The sequence below is a fragment of the Xylophilus sp. Leaf220 genome, assembly GCF_001421705.1.
Taxonomy (GTDB): domain Bacteria; phylum Pseudomonadota; class Gammaproteobacteria; order Burkholderiales; family Burkholderiaceae_C; genus Xylophilus.
In genome coordinates this window covers 86068-106546 of the sequence record NZ_LMKO01000028.1, presented here as the reverse complement: position 1 = coordinate 106546, position 20479 = coordinate 86068, and the positions used below count along the sequence as shown (strand labels likewise).

General features: G+C 71.8%; 12 protein-coding genes and 2 pseudogenes. 13 read left to right on the top strand and 1 reads right to left on the bottom strand.

All coding sequences use genetic code 11. The features are described 5' to 3' along the window. From ASE76_RS20775 to ASE76_RS19680, 3 genes and pseudogenes are all read left to right on the top strand, one after another. Positions 1 to 813 (top strand): annotated as a pseudogene (locus tag ASE76_RS20775) (methyl-accepting chemotaxis protein); the annotation flags it as partial. 1 nt (position 814) lies between these two features. Next, a pseudogene (locus ASE76_RS21310) lies at positions 815 to 1171 on the top strand (methyl-accepting chemotaxis protein); the annotation flags it as partial. Between the two features lie 155 nt (positions 1172 to 1326). Next, positions 1327 to 2196, top strand: coding sequence for an SGNH/GDSL hydrolase family protein (locus ASE76_RS19680; RefSeq protein WP_055843511.1), 870 nt, complete (start codon positions 1327 to 1329; stop codon positions 2194 to 2196). 75 nt (positions 2197 to 2271) lie between these two features. Here ASE76_RS19680 and ASE76_RS19675 read toward each other — a convergent pair whose 3' ends face one another. Continuing rightward, positions 2272 to 3444 carry an OpgC domain-containing protein gene (locus tag ASE76_RS19675; protein WP_055843509.1) on the bottom strand — a complete coding sequence of 391 codons (1173 nt, stop codon included), beginning with the start codon at positions 3442 to 3444 and terminating at the stop codon, positions 2272 to 2274. A 164-nt stretch (positions 3445 to 3608) separates the two neighbouring features. Here ASE76_RS19675 and ASE76_RS19670 point away from each other — a divergent pair, with 164 nt between their 5' ends. The 10 genes from ASE76_RS19670 to ASE76_RS19630 all read left to right on the top strand — a co-directional run bounded on the left by ASE76_RS19670 (position 3609) and on the right by ASE76_RS19630 (position 20459). Continuing rightward, entirely contained in the window at positions 3609 to 9782 is a 6174-nt protein-coding gene (locus ASE76_RS19670; protein ID WP_055843506.1) for an alpha-2-macroglobulin, read from the top strand. 138 nt (positions 9783 to 9920) lie between these two features. After that, complete coding sequence (locus ASE76_RS21345) at positions 9921 to 10046, top strand: hypothetical protein (protein WP_255357300.1); 126 nt, start codon at positions 9921 to 9923, stop codon at positions 10044 to 10046. 219 nt (positions 10047 to 10265) lie between these two features. Continuing rightward, on the top strand, positions 10266 to 11303 hold the full coding sequence (gene bioB / locus ASE76_RS19665; protein WP_082448756.1) for a biotin synthase BioB: 1038 nt from the start codon (positions 10266 to 10268) through the stop codon (positions 11301 to 11303). Between the two features lie 4 nt (positions 11304 to 11307). Beyond that, a complete protein-coding gene (pbpC, locus tag ASE76_RS19660; protein ID WP_236698539.1) occupies positions 11308 to 13647 on the top strand; it encodes a penicillin-binding protein 1C in 2340 nt (779 codons plus the stop codon). Positions 13648 to 13736: 89 nt separating this feature from the next. Further along, complete coding sequence (locus ASE76_RS19655) at positions 13737 to 16019, top strand: diguanylate cyclase domain-containing protein (protein ID WP_055843504.1); 2283 nt, start codon at positions 13737 to 13739, stop codon at positions 16017 to 16019. A gap of 112 nt (positions 16020 to 16131) precedes the next feature. After that, positions 16132 to 17289 (top strand): alpha-hydroxy acid oxidase, encoded by a 1158-nt coding sequence (locus tag ASE76_RS19650; RefSeq protein WP_055843523.1) that lies wholly within the window; start codon positions 16132 to 16134, stop codon positions 17287 to 17289. A 128-nt stretch (positions 17290 to 17417) separates the two neighbouring features. Further along, positions 17418 to 17726 carry a hypothetical protein gene (locus tag ASE76_RS19645; protein WP_055843502.1) on the top strand — a complete coding sequence of 103 codons (309 nt, stop codon included), beginning with the start codon at positions 17418 to 17420 and terminating at the stop codon, positions 17724 to 17726. Then, complete coding sequence (locus ASE76_RS19640; RefSeq protein WP_055843500.1) at positions 17719 to 18126, top strand: hypothetical protein; 408 nt, start codon at positions 17719 to 17721, stop codon at positions 18124 to 18126. The genes ASE76_RS19645 and ASE76_RS19640 overlap by 8 nt, the downstream gene beginning before the upstream one ends. Before the next feature lie 94 nt (positions 18127 to 18220). Next, positions 18221 to 19150: a DMT family transporter gene (locus tag ASE76_RS19635; protein ID WP_055843497.1), complete on the top strand. Its 930-nt coding sequence runs from the start codon at positions 18221 to 18223 to the stop codon at positions 19148 to 19150. Between the two features lie 97 nt (positions 19151 to 19247). Beyond that, the gene (locus ASE76_RS19630; RefSeq protein ID WP_236698541.1) at positions 19248 to 20459 is read left to right on the top strand and encodes a DNA polymerase IV; all 1212 of its coding nucleotides are present in this window, start codon (positions 19248 to 19250) and stop codon (positions 20457 to 20459) included. The last annotated feature ends 20 nt before the right edge of the window (positions 20460 to 20479 follow it).

Sequence of the window (20479 nt, the reverse complement as noted above, 5' to 3'; positions counted from 1 at the left end):
GACACGATGGTGCAGCGGCTGCGCGGGGTGGTGGGCGAGGTGCGCGCGGGCGTCGAGTCGGTCTCCACCGCATCGTCGGAGATCGCCCACGGCAACCAGGACCTCTCGGCGCGCACCGAGCAGGCCGCCTCCAGCCTGCAGCAGACGGCCGCCAGCATGGAGCAGTTGACCAGCACCGTCAGCCAGTCCACCGACACCGCCCACCAGGCCCGCCAGCTGGCCGGCACCGCCGCGCAGGCCGCCACCCGGGGCGGCGAGGTCATGGCCGAAGTGGTCGCCAGCATGGAGCAGATCAGCGGATCGTCGCGCCGGATCGGCGACATCATCGGCACCATCGACGGCATCGCCTTCCAGACCAACATCCTGGCCCTGAACGCGGCGGTCGAGGCCGCCCGGGCCGGCGAGCAGGGCCGGGGCTTCGCGGTGGTGGCCAGCGAAGTGCGCAGCCTGGCCCAGCGCAGCGCGCAGGCCGCGCGCGAGATCAAGACCCTGATCGGCGCATCGGTGGAGACGGTGGACGTCGGCTCCCGCCAGGTGGCCCAGGCGGGGCAGACCATGGGCGAGATCGTCCAGGGCGTGCGCCAGGTCTCGGACCTGATCGCGGAGATCCATGCGGCCTCGTCGGAGCAGCGCGACGGCATCGGGCAGGTGAACCAGGCGGTGGGCCACCTCGACCAGATGACCCAGCAGAACGCGGCGCTGGTGGAGGAGAGTGCGGCGGCCGCATCCTCGCTGCGCGACCAGGCCCAGCGGCTCACCGATGCCATATCGGTGTTCAAGCTGGGCGCACATGCCGTGAGATCGGAAGAGCACNATGACCCAGCAGAACGCGGCGCTGGTGGAGGAGAGTGCGGCGGCCGCATCCTCGCTGCGCGACCAGGCCCAGCGGCTCACCGATGCCATATCGGTGTTCAAGCTGGGCGCACATGCCGTGGCGGCCCCTGCTGCGGCGGCGGTATGCGTGGCGGTGCCGCCTCCTGTCCCGGCGGCCCGGCCGGCCGCCGTGGCGCCCTCGCCACGGGCACCGGTGGTGGCCGCGCCCGCGAAAGCGCCGCGTCTGGGGGCCGTCAAGCCGGCGGCCGCGAAGGCGGCACCTGCGCCGGCGGCGGCCCCGGCACCCGCACGCGACAAGGCGCCGGCGGGCGACAACGACGACTGGGAAAGCTTCTGAACCGGCACGGTATTTGCACGGGCACAAGGGCTTGCATTCGGTGGGGTAAAACGTACCAAATGCTGCATCTTTTGTAGGCAACTGCGTAATATCGCGGAACTCGATGCCCTCCGCAGGCACGAAGCCCTTCCTTCACTCTATTGCTCGCCACCGCCATGCAACGTGATTTCCCCGCATTCCGCCGCCGTATCGCCACCCGCGCTCTCGCTGTCGCCGTTCTGGCCGCGGCTGGAGGATCTGCAGTGGTGCAGGCGGCGCCGGCCGGGGACACGCTGGGGATGGCGGCATCGACCAATCCGCTGGCGCGGGTGATTCCCGCCGCGGAGCTGCGTTGGCAGTCGAGCATGGCGGCCTTCGCCGCGTCCGATCGCGACAAGGCGCCCGCCACCGACGGCGTGCTGTTCGTCGGCAGCTCGACCATCCGCATGTGGACCGACCTGGCGCAGGATTTCCGCAAGCAGCCGGTGGTGATCAACCGCGGTTTCGGCGGCTCCACCATGGCCGACTGCAACTATTTCGTGAAGCAGCTGGTGCTGCAGTACAAGCCGCGCCAGGTGCTGGTGTATGCCGGAGACAACGACCTGGCCGAAGGCCGCACGCCCGAGCAGGTGCTGGAGAGCTTCCAGAGCTTCGTGCGCACCGTGCGCCAGGAGCTGCCGCATGCCCATATCGACTACATCTCGATCAAGCCCAGCCCGCTGCGGGCGAGCCTGATGCCGAAGGTGCGCGAGGCCAACGCCCTGCTGGCCGCGTACGTGCGCACCGTGCCCAATGCGCAGTACATCGACGTCTTCACCCCGATGCTCGATGCCACCGGCGCGCCGCGGATGGAGCTGTTCGGCCAGGACCGTCTCCACATGAACGAGGCGGGCTACAACCTCTGGCAGTCGGTGATCGGCGCCTACGTGGACGCACCGGGCGGCAACCCGGCCGACCGGCCGGCGACGCTGGCGACCAGCGCGCCGCCGGCAGCCTCGACGCCGACGCCCGTGCTGGCGTCTTCCGCGGCCACCGCCCCCCGCTGAGCCCGCCGCCTGCGGGCGGCCCATTGCCGCGCACCCTGCGATCTGCCGCCCGCGGCACGCGCCCTGTCGCTGGTTTCAGCGCGACGACGCGCCCGCACCGGTCGCGTTCGCGGCCCGCCGCGGCACCTCTTCTCCCGGCGGCTTGTCCAGCCACAGCGACACCCGCGCCACCAGGTACAGCGTGCCGAAGCAGGCCACCAGCAGCACCGCGTCCATCCACCACGGATGGACCAGGGGGTTGGAGCCGAAGAAGGTCAGCACCAGCAGCACCACCACCAGGTGGGCGCAGAACACCGGGAGCGACGCGGCGCCCATCGTTTCCAGCCAGGGCAGGCGCGGCATGCGGCGCACCAGGGCCGGGCCGAAGCGGATCGCGATCACCATCAGCCCGAAGAGGTTGATCAGACGCATCGGCGCCAGGGTCCACTTGTCGAACAGCAGGTTGAGCTGCGAATTACCCTCGAACGGCGCCTGGCCCACCACGTGGCGCCAGGTGAAACCGATCGCGACCACGAAGGTGGCCACCACCAGCGTCCAGTGGGGGAAGGTGAAGGGCGGCGCCTGCGGGTCGTTGCGGCTGGCGCCCATCCAGAGGCCCAGCATCCACAGGAACTGCCAGCCATAGGTGGCGAAGGAGCCGGTCTCGTGGAAGGGCACCGGCATGCCGACGACGGCGTCGGTGGCGTCGTAGATCCATTCGCCCAGCCCGAACTGGGCCAGCACCCAGAGCGCCACGCTCACGCCCATCACCGGGCCCCAGCCGTGGCGCAGCGCGGCGGCCAGCACCCACGGGCTGGCCAGCATGAAGAGCACGTAGAGCGGCAGGATGTCGAGCAGCGGCGGCTCGTAGACCAGCAGCAGGCCGGCGGCCAGCGCGGTGCCGGGGTTCTGCAGGTAGAAGGACATCAGGTCCTTCACCGCGGGCTGGTCCACCTTCAGGCCGAAGAAGGCGATCACGGTGAACAGGAAGAGCAGGGTGGCGGCCTGGCACCAGTAGACCTTGAGCGCCCGGCGCAGGTAGGCCTTCTCCATCTCGGCGATGCTTTTCTTCCAGGCGAGGCGGCCGTAGACCATGCCCGCCATGTACGCCGAGAGCAGCACGAAACCCTCGGCCGCCGAGACATAGCCGAACGGCTGGCCGGCCGGCGAGGTCAGCCGGGTGGGCAGGTGCGTCAGCGTCATCAGCACCAGCATCAGGCCGCGCAGGGCGTCGATTTCCCAGCGGCGGGTGGAAGGCGAGGGCGGCATCGGCGGCGTGGGAGGCGGTTGGGGGCCGGCGCGCGCGGGACGGCGCACGGGGAGGAAGGTCGGGGGATTGTCGCCCCTGCACCTTTCACTTCCTGTAAGACAGCGCGAGGGACCGCGTTGGCATCGGCTACGCTTGCGCCCCCGTTCCGAGGAGTCCGTGCCCGATGACGATCCACCGTCCCGCTCTCGCCGCCCTGGTTGCCGCCGCCGCACTGGGAGCCGTGCCGGCCGCCCACGCCCTGCAGGTCAGCAGTTTCTCGCCGCAGGGCGAGGTGGCCCGGATCCGCCAGGCGGTGGCCAAGTTCGACGGCCCGGCGGTCCGCTTCGGCGACCCCGCCGCGCCGGCGCCGCTGGCGCTGCGCTGCAGCGACGCCGAGGCGGGCAAGGGCACCGGCCGCTGGACCAGCGACCGCGAATGGGTCTTCGATTTCGCGCGCGACCTGCCGCCGGGCGTCTCCTGCACCGTGCAGCCGGTCACGGCATTCAAATCGGCCTCCGGCCAGCCGCTGGCGCCGACCACCAGCTATAAATTCAATAGCGGCGGCCCGATCGTCGTCAACACCCGGCCCGGCAGCTACCAGCCGATCGACGAGGAGCAGTTCTTCGTGCTGCAGCTCAACGGCGCGGCCACCGCGGCCAGCGTGCAGCAGAACGTCTGGTGCGCGGTCGACGGCCTGGGCGAGCGGGTGCCGGTGAGGGCGATCGAAGGCGCGCAGCGCGCCGCGGTGCTCAAGGCGACCGGCCTGGCCGAGCGGGCCGGGAAGGAGCCGCTGGCCTTTCCCACCCTGGCCTGCAACCGCACCCTGCCGCCGGGCGGTAAGGTGAGCATCGTCTTCGGCCAAGGCGTGTCCACGCCCAGCGGCGTGGCCAACACGGTCGAGAAGCGCTTCACCTGGACGGTGCGCGAACCCTTCTCCGCCGAGTTCTCCTGCTCCCGCGAGAACGCGCAGGCCGCCTGCCTGCCGATCCGGCCGATGTCGCTGCGCTTCAACGCGCCGGTCACCCGCCAGCAGGCCGGCGCGATCCGTCTGCGCGGCGGCAGCCAGGCCGGCACGCCGGTGTTCGAGGGCGACGAGGCCCGGCCCGCCGGCCAGAAGGCGCCCGATCCCGACAGCGTCGTCAACGCGCTGCGCTTCACCGGCCCGTTCGACGAAAGCGCCACCTACACGCTGGAGCTGCCCGCCGGTTTCAAGGACGCATCGGGTCGCACGCTGCGCAATGCCGGCAGCTTCCCGCTGCAGGCCCGCACCGGCGCGTTGCCGCCGCTCGCCAAGTTCGCGGCCGCGCCCTTCGGCGTTGTAGAGCGTTTCGCCGAGCCCGACGGCGAGAAGACCGGCAAGGGCATGCTGCCGGTCACGCTGCGCAAGGTGGAGCCCGGCTTGCCGGTGAAGACGCTGGCGCCCGGCGCCGCGGCGCCGCCCGCCGGCACGGTCAGCGACCTGCGGCCGCAGGGCGATGCCGAGATCATCCGCTGGATGAAGCTGCTGCAACGCTACGACGACGGCAGCGTGCAGCGCAGCCAGGCCCAGCGCGACGTGCGCGGGCCGCTGCCGCCCGCCCTGCCGCAGGAGGGTTCCAAGCGCCTCTCGGACCGGGTCGAGACCCGCAGCGTCTCGCTGCTGGGCGGCCAGGCAGGCGTGAAGACGCTCGACCTGCCGTATGCCGAGGGCAACGACCCGCGGCCGTTCGAGGTGGTCGGCATTCCGCTGGACCCGGGCTTCCACGTCGTCGAGATCGCGTCGCAGCGCCTGGGCGAGGCCCTGCTCGACGACCGCTACGGCCCGCAGCGGCCGATGTTCGTGCGCACCGGCGCGCTGGTCACCAACCTGGGCGTGCACTTCAAGCTGGGCCGCGAGAACGCGGCGGTATGGGTCACCTCGCTCGACAAGGGCCTGCCGGTAGCGGGTGCCGCGGTGCGGGTCTCGGACTGCACTGGCAAGGAGCTGGCCGCCGCCACCACCGACGCCGACGGCCTGGCCCGCATCGAGGGCCTGTCGCCCGAGGCACCGCGCTGTGCCGGCGAGAACGACTGGGACTACCGCCGCGCCTACTTCGTCAGCGCCCGCGCGCGCAGCGCCGGTGCCGACGATATGGCCTTCACCTGGAGCGACTGGCAGCGCGGCATCGAGCCCTGGCGCTTCAACGTGCCCACCAGCCGGGCACCGACGGCCGACCAGCGCGCCCACACCGTGTTCGACCGCACCCTGCTGCGCGCCGGCGAAACCGTGTCGATGAAGCATTACCTACGCACCGAGACCCGTACCGGCTTCGGCCTGCCGGCCCGCTGGCCGGGCACGCTGGTGATCACCCACGTCGGCAGCGGGCAGCAGTTCACCCAGCCGCTGGCGTGGCGCAGCACCGGCACCGGCGGCCGCAGCGCCGAGAGTACCTTCAAGCTGCCGCCGGCCGCCAAGCTGGGCAGCTACAGCGTCGAACTGCGGCAGGACGACACACCCGCCGCGCGTCCGGGAGAAGACGGCGACGACGCCGGCCGGACGCTTACCACCGGCGAATTCCGGGTGGAGGAGTTCCGCCTGCCGGTGCTCGAAGGCCGCATCGCGCCGGTGCAGCAGGGCCCGCTGGTCGATGCCAAGGCGGTGCCGCTGCAGCTGCGCGTCGGCTACGTGGCCGGCGGCGGCGCGGCGCGGCTACCGGTGCGGGTGTCGGCCCTGGTGCGGCCGCGGCCGCTCGATTTCCCCGACTACGGCGGCTTCAGCTTCGCGCCGCCCCGGGCCCGGGCCGATGCGCAATCGCGCGGTGCCGACGACGACGACGCCGGCGAGGAAGCGCCCGAGGCGGCCACGGACACCCGGGTCGTCGCCGACAAGCTGCCGGTGGTGCTGGATGCCGAGGGCAACGGCAAGCTCTCGCTGCCCGACCTGCCCGCCGCCGCGCAGCCGCGCGACCTGCTGGTGGAAGCCACCTATGCCGACCCCAACGGCGAGCTGCAGACGATCCGCGGCACCAGCACCCTGTGGCCCGCCGGCGTGGTCGTGGGGCTCAAGACCGAGGGCTGGGTGTCGGTGCAGAAGGCGCTGCGGATGCAGGCCCTGGCGCTCGACCTGGCCGGCAAGCCGAAGGAGGGCGTGGCCCTGTCGGTGCGCGCCGTCTCGCGCACCGTCACCACCAGCCGCAAGCGGATGGTCGGCGGCTTCTACACCTACGACAACAGCACCGACACGCAGGACCTGGGCGAGGTCTGCAGCGGCAAGAGCGACAGCCGCGGCCTGCTGCAGTGCGAGACCCAGCTGAAGAGCGCGGGCCAGGTCGAGCTGGTCGTCACCGCGAAGGACGGCGACGGCCGCAGCATCCAGGCCGGCGGCACCGTCTATGTCACCCGCCAGGGCGAGATCTGGTTCGGCGGCGAGGACCACGACCGGATCGACGTCCTGCCCGAGAAGAAGAGCTACGAGCCCGGCGAGACGGCCCGGCTGCAGGTGCGCATGCCGTTCCGCCAGGCCACCGCGCTGGTCGCGGTCGAGCGCGAAGGCATCCTCGAGACCCGGGTGGTGCAGCTCCGCGGCCAGGACCCGACGGTCGAGATCAAGGTGCAGGAGGGCTGGGGCCCCAACGTGTACGTGAGCGTGCTGGCGCTGCGCGGCCGCCTGCGCGAGGTGCCCTGGTACAGCTTCTTCACCTGGGGCTTCAAGGCCCCGCGCGAGTGGTGGACCGCCTTCCGCTACGAGGGCAAGGAATACGTCGCCCCCACCGCGCTGGTCGACCTGAGCAAGCCGGCCTACCGGCTCGGCATGGCCGAGATCCGCGTCGGCACCAAGGCCCACAGGATCGAGGTGAAGGTCGCCGCCGACAAGGAGAGCTACCCGGTCCGCGGCACCGCGAGGGTCACCGTGCGGGCCACGCTGCCCGACGGCAAGCCGGCCGCCGGAGCCGAGGTGGCCCTGGCCGCCGTCGACCAGGCCCTGCTGGAGCTGATGCCCAACACCAGCTGGAACCTGCTGGAGGCGATGCTGCAGCGCCGCGCCTGGGGCGTCGAGACCTCCACCGCGCAGATGGAGATCATCGGCCGCCGCCACTTCGGCCGCAAGGCGGTGCCCGCGGGCGGCGGCGGGGGGCGCAGCGCCACCCGGGAGCTGCTCGATACGCTGCTGCTGTGGAATCCGCGGGTGGTGCTGGACGCCGCCGGCCAGGCCCAGGTCGACGTGCCGCTGAACGACGCGCTCACCAGCTTCCGCATCGTCGCGGTGGCCGACGCCGGCACCGGCAGCTTCGGCACCGGCCAGACCACCATCCGCGCCACGCAGGACCTGCAGATCATCAGCGGCCTGCCGCCGCTGGTGCGCGAGGGCGACGAGTTCCGCGCGCAGGTCACCCTGCGCAACACCACCGCGAAACCGATGACGGTGGAGGCCACCGCACGCGCGACCCTGCTCGACCTGGCACCGCAGACGGTGGAGATTCCGGCGGGCGGGTCGCGCGAGGTGTCCTGGAACGTCACCGCACCCGAGCCGCTGGGCCAGACCCGCACCGAGGCGCTGCTGTGGGAAATTTCGGCCCGCGACACGGCCACCGGCGCCACCGCGCGCGACGCCCTCAAGGCCCGCCAGCGCATCGTGCCGGCCGTGCCGCTGTCGGTGCAGCAGGCCGCGCTGGTGCAGCTCGACGGGCCGTACTGGCTCGACGTGGCCGCGCCCGCCGGCGCCTTGCCCGCCACCGGCGCCAAGCGCGGCGGCATCCAGTTGATGCTGCAGCCCCGGCTGGCCGAGGGCCTGCCCGGCGTGCGCGACTGGTTCGCCCGCTACCCGTTCCTGTGCCTGGAGCAGAAGACCAGCAAGGCGGTGGGCCTGGCCGACGGCGCGCTCTGGAAGGGCGTGGCGGCGGAGCTGCCCACCTACCTCGACAAGGACGGCCTGGCCAGCTATTTCCCGCCGCGCGAAGGCCAGGACGACCGCGGCAGCGACACGCTCACCGCCTACCTGCTGGCCGCCACGCACGAGGCCTCGGCCTTGCACCCCGACTTCGTGCTGCCGCAGGCCGAGCGCGACGCGATGGCGCGCGGCCTGGCCGCCTTCGTCGAAGGCCGCATCCAGCGCAATTTCTGGTCGCCGCAGAAGGACCTGGACGTGCGCAAGCTCGCGGCCGTCGAGGCGCTCTCGCGCTACGGCCTGGCGCAGGGCCGCATGGTCGGCAGCATAACCGTCGCGCCCAACCAGTGGCCCACGCATGCGGTGATCGACTGGCTCAGCATCCTCAAGCGGGTGCAGGACGTGCCCCAGCGCGCCCAGCGGCTCGAGGAGGCCCAGCAGATCCTGCGCGGCCGGCTGTCCTACCAGGGCACCAAGCTGGTCTTCAGCACCGAGGAGGGCGACTACTGGTGGTGGCTGATGGCCAACGGCGATGCCAACACCGCCAAGCTGATGCTGGCGGTGATGGACGACCCGGCCTGGAAGGACGACATGGGCCGCCTAGCCAACGGCTTCATCGCACGCCAGCAGGGCGGCGCCTGGCACACCACCACCGCCAACCTGTGGGGCGGGCTGGCGTTGGAGAAGTTCTCCGCGAAGTTCGAGGCCGCGCCGGTCGCCGGCACCACCCGCGCCACGCTGGGCGATGCCTCCGCCCAGGTCGACTGGAGCAAGGTGGTGCGCGCCCGACCTTCCGACACCGGCGGCGCGGCGCACCAGCGCAGCTTCTTCGGCGCGCCCGCATCGCCCACCGGCCTGTCGAACAACGGCATGTTCCTGCCGTGGCCGGCCGGGGCGACCGGGGCGACCGGGGCGACGGGTGCAGCGGCCGGCGCGAGCGGAACGGCTCAGTCGCCTTCGACCGCGTCCCCGGCCGGCCCCGGCACGCTCGAGGTGCAGCAGCAGGGCTCCGGCAAGCCGTGGCTCACCGTGCAGTCGCTGGCCGCCGTGCCCCGCACCGCGCCGTTCGCCGCCGGCTATGCGGTCACCAAGACCGTCACCGCGGTCGAGCAGGCCCAGCCCGGCCGCACCACCCGCGGCGACGTGCTGCGCATCGTGCTGGAGGTGAACGCCTCCGCCCCGATGACCTGGGTGGTGCTGAGCGACCCGATCCCCGGCGGCGCGACCATCCTCGGCAGCGGCCTGGGCCGCGATTCGGAGATCGCCGCCCAGGCCGGCAAGAAGGACACGGTCGATCCCGGCGCGGCGTGGCTGGCCTACGAGGAGCGCAGCTTCGAGGCCTTCCGCGCCTACTACGAGTACGTGCCCAAGGGCGTGTTCAAGGTCGAGTACACCGTGCGCCTGAACAACGTCGGCGCCTTCTCGCTGCCCGCCACGCGGGTCGAGGCGATGTACGCGCCGGAGATGTTCGGCGAAGTGCCGAACGCCCGGGTGACGGTGCAGGCGGTGCCGTGAGCATGGCGGGCATTCGCTATGGAATCGATAGCTGCAGGTCGGCGTCCCGTGCCGGCTGCGGCTATTTTTCTTTCAGTATTTATAAAAACGGCCGTTCCGGTCCGGTCCAGATGCCACCGGTGACTCCTCGATGAAGCGATGCATCGTCCTTCTGCTGGCCGCAGCCAGCGCCACCTGCCCTTTTTGAAGGGAGCGCCCTCGGTCCGCCACGACGAGCATTACCACGTCGATTTCGACCTGCCCTGCAAACCGGGCGTGCCGTGACCTGGCCGGTCGAAAGACCCGGCATGGCGCTCTGGGGGCGCTGGCGGACCACGCGGTCGACTCGATAGACTCGGTTCTTCGCGGCGACAGGACATGGTCCGTCGCACTGCCTTGGCCCTCTGCTCGAAGCCCCCGTATGCGCAGGCTCGCCGCATGTACGGGCCCCGACGGTTTCCCCGGCGCCGTCCCGATCATCTCTTTCGCTCAGCCCCACAGCCCATGACCGATCTGTCCTCCCCCCTCGCCCCCGTCCATCCCGTCACGCTGCACCGCCCCGCCGCCAGGCCGCCGGCGCCGCCCGCCCGCTGGTCGGTGGCCGAAGTGCAGGCGCTGCTCGAGAAGCCGCTGATGGACCTGCTGTTCCAGGCGCAGACGGTGCACCGCCAGCACTGGCCGGCGGGCGACATCGAGCTGGCGACGCTGCTGTCGGTCAAGACCGGCGGCTGCCCCGAGAACTGCGGCTACTGCCCGCAGTCGGCCGAGTTCGACACCGGCGTGAAGGCGCAGAAGCTGATGGAGGTGGACGAGGTGGTGCGGGCCGCCACGGCCGCGCGCGACGCCGGCGCCACCCGCTTCTGCATGGGCGCCGCCTGGCGCGCGCCGAAGGACCGCGACATCGAGAAGATGGCGGTGCTGGTGGAGGCGGTGAAGGGCCTGGGCCTGCAGACCTGCGCCACCCTCGGCATGCTGGAGCCGCAGCAGGCGGTCGCGCTGCGCGACGCGGGGCTGGACTACTACAACCACAACCTCGACACCGCGCCCGAGTACTACGGCGAGATCGTCGATTCGCGCACCTACCAGGACCGGCTCGACACCCTGGCCGCCGTCCGCGCGGCGGGCATCAGCGTCTGCTGCGGCGGCATCGTGGGCATGGGCGAAGCGCCGGTGCACCGGGCCGGGCTGATCGCGCAGCTGGCCAACCTGGAGCCGTACCCCGAGTCGGTGCCGATCAACAGCCTGGTGCGGGTGCCCGGCACGCCGCTGGCCGACGCCGCGCCGCTCGATCCGTTCGACTTCGTGCGGGTGATCGCGGTGGCCCGCATCACCATGCCGACGGCGCGGGTGCGGCTGTCGGCCGGCCGCCAGCAGATGGGCGACGCGGTGCAGGCGCTGTGCTTCCTGGCCGGCGCCAATTCGATCTTCTACGGCGACAAGCTGCTGGTGACCGGCAACCCGGATGTCGAGGCCGACGTGCAGCTTCTCGGCAAGCTGGGCCTGTCGGGCCGCAAGACCGAAGTGGCCGGCGACGGCCACTGATGCGGTGACGCGGGCGGGCATCGCGGGGCAGGGCGCCGGAGCGGTGCGCGCCGTCCTGCGGGCGCTGCGCCCGGCACTCGCGGTGTGCGGGGCGGCGGTGTTGCTGGGCGTATCAGCCGCGGCGCACGCCGCGCCGTCCTTCGCCGAGGTGCGTCGGGATTTCCGGTCGTCGGAGACGCGCGTGGTCGACCGCGACGGCGTGCTGCTGCAGCGGCTGCGCACCGATGCGTCGATGCGGCGCGGCCAGTGGGTGGCGCTGGACGACGTGTCGCCCGCGCTGCGCAGCGCGATGCTGCTGAGCGAGGACCGGCGTTTCTACGAACACAGCGGTGTCGATTGGCGGGCGGTATCGGCCGCGGCCTGGGGCCGGCTCTGGCACCAGCGCACCCGCGGCGCCTCGACGCTCACCATGCAGCTGGCCGGCCTGCTCGATGCCGACCTGGGGCGCGGCGGCGGGCGCGACATGGCGCAGAAGCTGGGCCAGGCCGTCACCGCGCAGCAGCTGGAGCGCGGCTGGCGCAAGGACCAGATCCTGGAGGCCTACCTCAACCTGGTGCCGTTCCGCGGCGAGCTGGTGGGTATCGACGCGCTGTCGCGCACCCTGTTCGGCAAGGCCGCGCACGGGCTCGATGCGCGCGAGGCGGCGGTGGCGGCGGCGCTGGTGCGGGCGCCCAACGCCACGCCGGCCGCGGTGGCGCGGCGGGCCTGCGCGGTGCTGGCCGAGATGGAGCCGGGGCCGAAGCCCGATTGCATCGGCATCGACCTCTTCGCCCAGGCGGCGCTGCAGCGGCGGGGGTACGACGCCAGCGAGGGCATCGCGCCGCACCTGGCGCGGGTGGTTGTGCGGGGCGGGACGGCCCTCGTCCCGTCCCTCTCCCCGGCAGAGAGGGAGTCACCGTCGCAGCCATCGAAGCAGGCACTCCCTCCTGGGGATATCCGCACCACCCTTTCTGCGCCGCTGCAGCGGTTCGCGGTGCAGGCGCTCGACCGCCAGCTGCGCGAGTTGAAGGGCCGGCATGTGGAGGACGGCGCGGTGGTGGTGCTCGACAACGCCAGCGGCGCGGTGCTGGCCTGGGTGGGGTCGTCGGGCGCGCTCAGCCGGGCGGCCGAGGTTGACGGGGTGCTGGCGCTGCGGCAGCCGGGCTCCACCCTCAAGCCGTTCCTGTACGGCGAGGCGATCGCCGAGCGGCGGCTGACGGCCGCGTCGCTGCTGCTGGATTCGCCCGAGCAGATCGCGACCGCGTCGGGCCTCTACGTGCCGCAGAACTACGACCGGCGCTTCAAGGGCACCGTGTCGGCCCGCACTGCGCTGGCGGCCTCGCTCAACGTGCCGGCTGTGCGCACGCTGGTGATGGTGTCGCCCGATGCCTTCTTCGCGCAGCTGCAGGCGGTGGGCCTGCCGCTGCGCGAATCGGGCGGCTACTTCGGCTACAGCCTGGCGCTGGGCAGCGCCGAGGTGTCGCTGCTGCAGCTGACCAACGCCTACCGCACGCTCGCCAACGGCGGGATGGCGAGTGGTACGCGGGTGCTGGCGGAAGGCGCGACACCCGGCGGCACCGCACCCTCGGCCCACCGCGCGCTGGACGCGGGCGCCGCCTTCGTCGTCGGCGACATCCTGTCCGACCCGAACGCCCGGGCCCGCACCTTCGGCACCGACAGCGTGCTCTCCACACGTTTCTGGACGGCGGTCAAGACCGGCACCAGCAAGGACATGCGCGACAACTGGGCGGTGGGCTGGTCGCAGCGCTACACCGTGGGCGTGTGGGTCGGCAACGCGGCGGGCGGGCCGATGTGGGACGTCTCGGGCGTCTCGGGCGCGGCGCCGGTGTGGGCGGCGGTGATGGGCGAACTGCACCGCCGGCAGCCCAGCCGGGCGCCGGCGCCGCCGCCGGGCGTGGTGCAGGCGGCGGTGCGCTTCGGCGACGCGCTGGAGGCGCCGCGCACCGAGTGGTTCCTGGCCGGGACCGAGCAGCCGCTGTTTGCTATGGATTCGATAGCTGGAGGCCGGCGTGAGGCGCCGGCTGCAGGCACTTTCGATCCGAAAAATGCGGCTTCCGGCCCGGCCGGCGGTTCCCCGGGCAGCGCGCCGCCCCGCATCGTGGCGCCGGTCGACGGCACCATCGTCGCGCTCGATCCCGACATCCCGCCGCGCCACCAGCGGGTGCGGCTGCAGGCCGCGGGCGGCGGCGCGCTGCGCTGGCAGGTCGACGGCACGCCGCTGGCCCGCGGAACCGAGGCCGGCTGGCTGCCGTGGCCCGGCCGGCACCGCATCCAGCTGGTCGATGCGGCGGGCCGGGTGCAGGACGAGGCGCGCATCGAGGTGCGCGGGGCCGGCGTCCGGTAGCGGCGCCGTGACGTACGGGGGCAGACGCGGCCGGCCCCCGCCCTAGAATCCGCCATCGCACCCTCGCAGTGCCCCCCTTCGCCTGCCGCATGCCGCTCACCCCCTTCCGCCGGGCCTTGCCCTACCTGGCCATCGCCCTGACCGTGGGGATCGGCACGGTGTTCCTGGCCGAGACGCTGTACGGACGCCACGAGTCCACGCTGCTGGCCCAGCGCAACGGCCGCAACCTCTCCAACACGATCGAGGAGAACATCCGGCGCACCCTGGACTTCTACGACCGCTCGCTGGTCGGCGTGATCGAGGAACTGGGCGATTCGTCCACCATGGCGCTCGCACCCGGCGTGCGCAACCGGGTGCTGTTCGACAAGGCGATCACCACCACCGGCGTGTCCCAGGTGTACGTGATCGATGCGGAAGGCGTCATCCGGATATCGAGCGTCACCCTGACGCCCATCCCCAACAGCCTGGCCGACCGCAGCTACTTCCAGGCGCACAGGAACAATCCCGACGTCGGGCTCTATATCAGCGAACCGATCGTCTCGCGGTTCGACGGACAGCCGTCGGTGGTGGTCTCGCGCCGGCTCAAGGACAAGGACGGCGCGTTCCAGGGCGTGGTGGCCGCGACCATCGGCACCGAGTACCTGAGCGACCTGTTCAACCAGATCAACCTGGGCGACGACGGCCGCATCACGCTGACCCGCACCGACGGCACCATCATCTCGCGCTTCCCCTACGACAAGTCGCTGATCGGGCGCGACCTGAGCAAGTCGCCGGTCATGGGCCACTTCCTGAAGACCGGGGAGGATTTCTTCTCCGAGCGCTCCACGATCGACGGCGAGGAGCGGCTCTACCGCTTCAAGAAGTTCGAGGGCTATCCGCTGACCATCGTCGTCGCGCAGGCCGCCAACGTGGTGTATGCCGACTGGATGCGCCGCTCCTGGCTCATGGGCAGCCTCACCCTGGTGATGATGCTGGGCTGCCTGGGCCTGGGCCGGCTCTTCGTGCGCGAGCTCGATGCGCGGCAGCGCACCACCGAGCAACTGCACGACGCCGAGCAGGACATGCGCACCATCCTGCACGGACTGCCGGCGATGGTCGCCTACTGGGACCGCCGGCTGCGCATCCGCTTCGCCAACAACAGCTACCTGGAGAGCTTCGCCGACACGCCCGAGCCGCCGCCGGTGCGGCCGGGCGATACCGCCCTGCCGTCGGACACTGAGGGCCTGCGGCTCGCCGGCGCCAACGCCCACCACCTGCACCGCGCGCTGCAGGGCGAAGCCCGCGCCTTTGAGACGCCGCTGATCGACGGCAACAATGCGCAGCGCCATGTGATGGTGAGCTTCGTGCCCGACCGGGTCGAGGGCAGCACCGAAGTGCGCGGCGTGTTCGTGCAGGCCACCGACATCACCGAGCGCAAGCTGGCCGAAGACCGCCTGCTGGAGGAGAAGGAACGCTTCCGCGTGACGCTCGCCTCGATCGGCGACGCGGTGGTCAGCACCGACGCGCAGGGCCGCATCACCTATCTCAACCCGGTGGCCGAGCGGATCACCAGCTGGACCTCTGCCGACGCGATGGGCCTGCCGGTCGAGTACGTCGTGCCGCTGCGCGAAGGCGCCTTCGACGGGCCCGACCGCAGCCCGATCCGCAATGCGCTGGAGAGCGGCGAAGGGGTGATCGCCAGCGCCAGCGGCACCCTGCTCAACCGGCACCGCGTGCGCTTCGACGTCGAGGACAGCGCCGCGCCGATCAAGGATGCGCAGGGCACGGTCGTCGGCGCGGTGATGGTGCTGCGCGACGTGACCCAGGCCCGGGCGATGGCGCTGCGCATGGCCTATCTCGCCCAGCACGACGCCCTGACCGGCCTGCCCAACCGGGTGCTGCTGGTCGACCGCGCCACCCAGGCCATCGCACAGGCGGTGCGCGAAGGCACCGGCCTGGCGGTGATGTACATGGACCTGGACCATTTCAAGAACATCAACGACTCGATGGGCCACCGTGCGGGAGACGAGTTGCTGGTGGCCTTCGCCGAGCGCATCTCGCGTGCGTTGCGCCAGACCGACACCCTCAGCCGGCAGGGCGGCGACGAGTTCGTGGTGCTGGCCTCCCTCGGGCACGATCCCAACGGCGGCAACGTGCTGGCCGGCGAACTGGTGCGGCTCTGCGCCGAGCCCTTCGTGGTCGAGGGCCGGCGGCTGCAGGTGGGCACCAGCGTCGGCGTGGCGCTGTTCCCGCACCACGGCCGCAGCTTCGAGGAACTGGCGCGCCATGCCGACATCGCGATGTACGCGGCCAAGCGGGCCGGCCGCAGCCGCTTCACCGTGTTCGACGCGGCGCTGGAGATGCAGCAGCCGGGCGAGCCGGTCGGCATCTGAGCCGGGGCGGGCGCCCGGCGCCCGGGAAATAATTTCCCGCAGCGATCAAGAAAATTCGGCGCACCCGCCGCCGTGCCGTCCTACGATGGCGCCCCGACCCGAAGGAGCCCGCGTGCCCGATCTCTCCCGCATCACCAGCATCGAAGACCTGCGCCGCGTCGCCAAGCGCCGGGTGCCGAAGATGTTCTACGACTACGCCGATTCGGGCGCCTGGACCGAGGGCACCTACCGCGCCAACGAAAGCGATTTCCAGAAGATCCTGCTGCGCCAGCGGGTGGCGGTGAACATGGAGAACCGCAGCACCCGCACCACCATGGTCGGCCAGGAGGTCGCGATGCCGGTGGCGATCGCGCCCACCGGCCTCACCGGCATGCAGCATGCCGACGGCGAGATCCTGGGCGCCCGCGCGGCCAAGGCCTTCGGCATTCCGTTCACCCTCTCGACCATGAGCATCTGCTCGCTGGAGGACGTGGCGGAGGCGACCGGCCGGCACCCGTTCTGGTTCCAGCTCTACGTGATGCGCGACCGCGACTTCATCGAGCGGCTGATCGACCGGGCCAAGGCCGCCAACGTCACCGCGCTGCAGTTGACGCTCGACCTGCAGATCCTGGGCCAGCGCCACAAGGACATCAAGAACGGCCTCACCGCGCCGCCCAGGCCCACGCTGAAGAACCTGCTGAACCTGGCCACCAAGCCGCACTGGTGCTGGGGCATGCTGGGCACGAAGCGCCGCACCTTCGGCAACATCGCGGGCCATGCCAAGGGCGTGGACGACCTGTCGTCGCTGTCCTCGTGGACGGCGCAGCAGTTCGACCCGCAGCTCAACTGGGGCGACGTGGAGTGGATCAAGAAGCGCTGGGGCGGCAAGCTGATCCTGAAGGGCATCATGGATGCGGAAGACGCGCGCCTGGCGGTCGACAGCGGCGCCGACGCGCTGATCGTCAGCAACCACGGCGGGCGCCAGCTCGACGGCGCTCCGTCGTCCATCGCCGCGCTGCCGTCGATCGCGCAGGCGGTGGGCTCCGAGATCGAGGTGTGGATGGACGGCGGCATCCGCAGCGGCCAGGACGTGCTGAAGGCCCGCGCCCTGGGCGCCCGCGGCACGCTGATCGGCCGCAGCTTCCTCTACGGCCTGGGTGCCTACGGCGAGGCCGGCGTGACCCGCGCGCTGCAGATCATCCACAAGGAACTCGACATCACCATGGCCTTCTGCGGCCGCACGCGGATCGACACGGTCGACAGCGGCATCCTGCTGCCCGGCACGTTCTGAGCGGCCGAGCCGCCGGGGCGCTTGCCGGCTCCTACGCCCGTGGCCGCCCTGCGCCGACAGGCGGTAGTCGGTGCGGCGACCAGAGTGGAACATCCGCCTGAAAGGGCGCCACACCTGCAGGAGCACCCATGGCACAAGCATCCGGCGGCAACGACCGCACCACCACCCTCACCCCCGTCTCCGACGCCACCGAGTCGGCCAAGCCCGACGCGGTCGGCCCGCACGACGAAGGCCAGCTGCCCGGCGGCATCGTCGACGGCGGTTCGGCCGGCGACCGCCAGGCCATCGACCTGGACGACGACGAGATCTATTCCGGTCGCGGCAATGGCGCAGGCAAGGGCGGCACGACGCATGCGCCCGGCGGCGACAGCGGCCGGCTGGGCCCGCCGTCGGAGCAGCTGTCGGATCGCAACGAACCGAGCGACCGCCGTGGTTGAAGGCCTCTACCCCGAACAGGGCACCGTGGTGGTCGCCACGCTGCGGCCCGAGGTGCTCGACGCAGGCAGCGTGGCCGAGGAAGAGCCGGTGTTGGTGCCCACCCGCTATGCCGGCGCGGTGCTGGTCTGCGAGAAATGCGAGCGGCGGGACAAGGGCCCGAAGAAGCTGACGACCAAGGCCTTGCGCGCCGAATTGCGCCAGTCGCTGGGCGGCGGCCGCACCCGGCTGCGGATCGTGCAGACCTCCTGCCTGGGGCTGTGTCCCAAGAAGGCCATCGCGGTGGCAGCCGTCACGCCGCAGGCCGGCTCGGTGCTGGCCGCGGTGCGCCGCAAGCGGGATGTGCCGGCGCTCGCCGCCGGCCTGCTGGGGACGGCCGCCCCCACCATCCAGCACGGCTGACCGCGCCAGATAGATCGGCGGGGCGACGCCGGCACGCGTTACCCTTCCCGTCCGATCGCTCCAGGCCCGCCACCGGGCCGCCCCGTTCTCTCCCATGTCCGTCATCGCCGCCACCGCCTGGGCGTGGATTCCCATCGTGCTCTGGGCCGCGTTCGCCCAGACGGTGCGCAACGCGGCCCAGCGCACGCTGACCGCCGAGATCGGCACGCTGGCGGCCACCCTGGTCCGCTTTCTCTACGGCCTGCCGGTGGCGGCGTCGGTGGTCGCGGCGCTGTGCCTGTGGGGCGACGGCCTGGCGCCGCGCTTCGGATGGGGCTACGCCGGCTGGATCGCCCTGGGCGCCGTCACCCAGGTGGTCGCCACGGCGTTGCTGCTGTTGGGCATGCAGGAGCGCAACTTCGTTCTGGCGGTGGCCTACTCCAAGACCGAGGTGCTGCAGGTCGCGCTGTTCTCCAGCGTGCTGCTGCACGAACTGCCCGGCGCGGTGGCGATGTTCGCGATGTTCGCCGCCACCGCCGGCGTGCTGCTGCTGTCGCTTCCGCCGGGCGTGCTGCGCGGCCGGGGCGGCGTGTCGTTCTGGCAGGGCCGGTCGCTCTGGTACGGGCTGGGCTCGGGCGCCTGCTTCGCGCTGGCCAGCGTCGGGTTCCGCGGCGCGTCGCTGTCGCTGGGCGAGGGCATCGCGCCGTGGACGTCCGGCGCCTGGGGCGTGCTGTGGGCGCAACTGCTGCAGAGCCTGCTGCTGGGCGGCTGGCTGGCGGCGCGGCAGCCGGCGGCGCTCGGCGGGGTGTTCCGCTCGTGGCGGCTGTCGGCGCTGGCCGGGTCGATGGGCGCGATGGCCTCGCTCGCCTGGTTCACCGCCTATGCGATGCGCCCGGCGGCCGAGGTGCGCACCCTGGGCCTGGTAGAGGTGCTGTTCAGCTACCTGGTGTCGCGCCGGGTGTTCCGCGAGAGCCTGACAAGGGCCGAGACGCTGGGCCTGGCCCTGGTGGGGGTCGGCCTGGTGGCGATCTGCGCGCAGTTGTAGCCCGCCGCCCCAGAAGACCCGCCGCCTGCGCCGGACCGCCTGCATCGCTATGCTCGCCCGGGTGAATCCGCTCCCGCGCCGCATCGCCCACCTCGACATGGACGCCTTCTTCGCGTCGGTCGAGTTGCTGCGCTATCCGCAGCTCAAGGGCCTGCCGGTGGTGATCGGCGGCGGCCGGCGGCGCGACGACGATGCGCTGCTGGCCCATGCGCCCGACGGCGACCTGGCCGCGATCCCGGTCGATGCGTTTCCGCGGCTCGGCGGCTATGCCGGCCGGGGCGTGGCGACCACCGCCACCTATGCGGCGCGGCAGTTCGGCGTGGGCTCGGCGATGGGGTTGATGAAGGCTGCCAAGCTGTGCCCGCAGGCGATCCTGCTGCCGGTCGACTTCGACCGGGTGCGGCATTTCTCCCGCACCTTCAAGACCACGATCCTGGAGATCGCGCCGGTGATGGAAGACCGTGGCATCGACGAGGTCTACATCGACTTCACCGAGGTGCCCGGCGGCCAGCGCGACGGCGGCCGGGTGCTGGCCCAGCTCATCCAGAAGAGCATCCTGGCGGCGACCGGCCTGACCTGCTCGGTGGGCGTGGCGCCCAACAAACTGCTGGCCAAGATGGCCAGCGAATTCGACAAGCCCAACGGCATCTCGATCGTCGGCACCGACGACCTGGAAACGCGCATCTGGCCGCTGCCCGCCCGCAAGATCAACGGCATCGGCCCCAAGGCGGATGCCAAGCTGGAGCGCTTCGGCATCCGCACCATCGGCGAGCTGGCGCGGCAGCCGCAAGATTGGCTGGTAGCCCATTTCGGCCGGTCGACCGGTGCCTGGATGCACGCCGTCGCCTGGGGCCGCGACGACCGGCCGGTGGTCACCGAGAGCGAGCCGGTCTCGATGAGCCGCGAGACCACCTTCGAGCGCGACCTGCACGCGGTGCGCGACCGGGCAGAGCTGGGCGCGATCTTCACCGCGCTCTGCGAGAAGGTGGCGGCCGACCTGCAGAGGAAGGGCTACGTCGGCAAGACCATCGGCATCAAGCTGCGCTACGACGACTTCCGCATCGCCACCCGCGACCAGACGATCGCGGTGCCGACCGACGACGCCGCCGCCATCCGCCAGGCCGCCGGCCAGTGCCTCAAGCGGGTGCCGCTGCTGCGGCGCCTGCGGCTGCTGGGCGTGCGGGTGGGGGCGTTGTCGCGGCCGGATGCGGCGCAAGGGCCGGATGAGGCACCGAATGTGCCTGTGACCGGCGCCGCACGCCGGCCTCATGCTACGAAAAAAATAGCAGATCACCCGCAGCTGTTCTGAAATGTCCATGCCGGTGTTGC

Bases quoted from the DNA above. Each gene is read 5' to 3' on its own strand.
- ASE76_RS19680 (WP_055843511.1), top strand. From the start codon at position 1,327: ATGCAACGTGATTTCCCCGCATTCCGCCGCCGTATCGCCACCCGCGCT.
- ASE76_RS19675 (WP_055843509.1), bottom strand. From the start codon at position 3,444: ATGCCGCCCTCGCCTTCCACCCGCCGCTGGGAAATCGACGCCCTGCGC.
- ASE76_RS19670 (WP_055843506.1), top strand. From the start codon at position 3,609: ATGACGATCCACCGTCCCGCTCTCGCCGCCCTGGTTGCCGCCGCCGCA.
- ASE76_RS21345 (WP_255357300.1), top strand. From the start codon at position 9,921: ATGCATCGTCCTTCTGCTGGCCGCAGCCAGCGCCACCTGCCCTTTTTG.
- bioB (WP_082448756.1), top strand. From the start codon at position 10,266: ATGACCGATCTGTCCTCCCCCCTCGCCCCCGTCCATCCCGTCACGCTG.
- ASE76_RS19655 (WP_055843504.1), top strand. From the start codon at position 13,737: ATGCCGCTCACCCCCTTCCGCCGGGCCTTGCCCTACCTGGCCATCGCC.
- ASE76_RS19645 (WP_055843502.1), top strand. From the start codon at position 17,418: ATGGCACAAGCATCCGGCGGCAACGACCGCACCACCACCCTCACCCCC.
- ASE76_RS19635 (WP_055843497.1), top strand. From the start codon at position 18,221: ATGTCCGTCATCGCCGCCACCGCCTGGGCGTGGATTCCCATCGTGCTC.
- ASE76_RS19630 (WP_236698541.1), top strand. From the start codon at position 19,248: ATGGACGCCTTCTTCGCGTCGGTCGAGTTGCTGCGCTATCCGCAGCTC.